1 protein-coding gene is annotated in these 2,073 nt (G+C 63.5%); it reads right to left on the bottom strand.

Annotated features, from left to right (window positions below):
* The coding region (locus tag ACH0WD_RS24375; RefSeq protein ID WP_395202517.1) for an autotransporter-associated beta strand repeat-containing protein at positions 1-2,073 on the bottom strand (2,073 nt) is incomplete at both ends.

The raw sequence follows: 2,073 nt of genomic DNA, 5'->3' as shown, positions 1-2,073 counted from the left end.
TGCCGCCGCTGATAAGGGTGCCGCCGGTATAAGTATTGCTGCCGGAGAGCGTGAGCGCGTCGTCGCCGGATTTCTCCACGCGGCCCGTACCGCCGATGTTGTTGGTAAAGTCACCGCCTGTGTTCAGCATCAGCGTGGCGTTGTCGGTAACGTCGCCAGTACCCAGCGCGTTTACATCGTTGGCGACCAGCGTGCCGCTGCTGATAAGGGTGCCGCCGGTATAAGTATTGCTGCCGGAAAGCGTGAGCTTGTCATCGCCGGATTTTTCCACACGGCCCGTACCGCCGATGTTATTGATGAAGTCACCGCCGGTGTTCAGCTCCAGCGTGGCGTCGTCGGTGACGTCGCCGGTACCCAGCGCCTCAACGTTGCTGGCGACCAGCGTGCCGTCGCTGATGAGCGTGCCGCCGCTGTAGCTGTTGGCGCCTGAGAGCGTCAGCACGTCGTCGCCGGATTTCACCACCTGCCCGCTGCCGCTGATGGCGTTGTCAAAATCGCCGCCGGTGTTCAGTTCCAGCACGGCGTCGTCGGTGACGTCGCCAGTCCCCAGCGCCTCAACGTTGCTGGCGACCAGCGTGCCGTCGCTGATGAGCGTGCCGCCGCTGTAGCTGTTGGCGCCTGAGAGCGTCAGCACGTCGTCGCCGGATTTGACCACCTGCCCGCTGCCGCTGATGGCGTTGTCGAACGTGCCGCCGGTGTTCAGCTCCAGCGTGGCGTCGTCGGTGACGTCGCCGCTGCCCAGCGCGTCAACGTTAGTGGCGACCAGCGTGCCGCCGCTGATGGTGGTGCCGCCGGTATAGGTGTTTTCCGCATTCAGGATCAGCGTGCCTGCGCCCTGTTTGATCAGCGATGTGCCGTCCCAGCCGGTGGCGCTGGCGGGATCGAGCGTGGCGTCAACGTTTTCCAGCACCGTATTGACCGCAAAACTGCCGTCGGCATTGGTCAGGTTAAACGTGCCGTGGGCGTCGGTGACGGCGTCGTCGCGGTCGGCATACCATGTCAGGGCGGTGGTCAGTTCGTACTGCTTGCCCGTGTCATCAATGCGGCCATCGACGGTGATAAAGTCGGCCAGATCGGCGTCCATTCCGGCGACGGTAAGCTTTTCGAAATCGCCCGCAATGGTTTTATCTGACGCGATCAGGGTGAAGGTATCCAGATCGTCCGTGCTGGCGGGATCGCTGTCCAGCACATCGCCGACGCCGGTGATATCCAGCGTACCGGCCAGCGAGACCTGAGAAGCGGCGTGGATAACCGGATCGGCGGTGTTGCTGTCCAGGTTGATGGTCAGCGTGCTATCGCTTTTTTGTGTCAGCGTGGTCGCCTGTAGCGTGCTGCCTGCGCCGATTTCGGTGTTGCCGCCGCTTTCGGTGGTGAGATCCGTTACCGTAAACTGGCCGCTGGCGTCCAGCAACAGGCTGGCGCGGTTGTCGATAGCGCCCGTACCCAGCGCGTTGACGTGAGTGGCAATCAGCGTGCCGCCGCTGATGGTGGTAGCGCCGCTGTAGCTGTTGGCGCCTGAGAGCGTGAGCGTCTTGTCACCGGATTTCACCACCTGGCCGCTGCCGCTGATGGCGTTGTCAAAATCGCCGCCGGTGTTCAACTCCAGCGTGGCGTTGTTGGTGACGTCGCCAGTCCCCAGCGCCTCAACGTTGTTGGCGACCAGCGTGCCGCCGCTGATGGTGGTGCCGCCGGTGTAAGAATTGGTTCCGGAGAGCGTGAGCGTCTTGTCGCCGGATTTCACCACGCTGCCCGTACCGCCGATGTTGTTGGCGAAGTCACCGCCGGTGTTCAGTTCCAGCGTGGCGTTGTCGGTAACGTCGCCGCTGCCCAGCGCCTCAACGTTGCTGGCGACCAGCGTGCCGCCGCTGATGGTGGTGCCGCCGGTATAAGAATTGGCGCCGGAGAGTGTGAGCGTCTTATCGCCGGATTTCACCACGCTGCCCGTACCGCCGATGGCGTTGTCAAAATCACCGCCGGTGTTCAGCTCCAGCGTGGCGTTGTCGGTAACGTCGCCGCTGCCCAGCGCGTCAACGTTGCTGGCGACCAGCGTGCCGCCGCTGATGGTGGTGCCAC

This window comes from Salmonella sp. 2020_1395 (assembly GCF_043848115.1).
GTDB classification, from domain to species: domain Bacteria; phylum Pseudomonadota; class Gammaproteobacteria; order Enterobacterales; family Enterobacteriaceae; genus Salmonella; species Salmonella enterica.
Note: the sequence above shows the minus strand (reverse complement) of the source record. Positions and strands in the feature narration are given on the sequence as shown.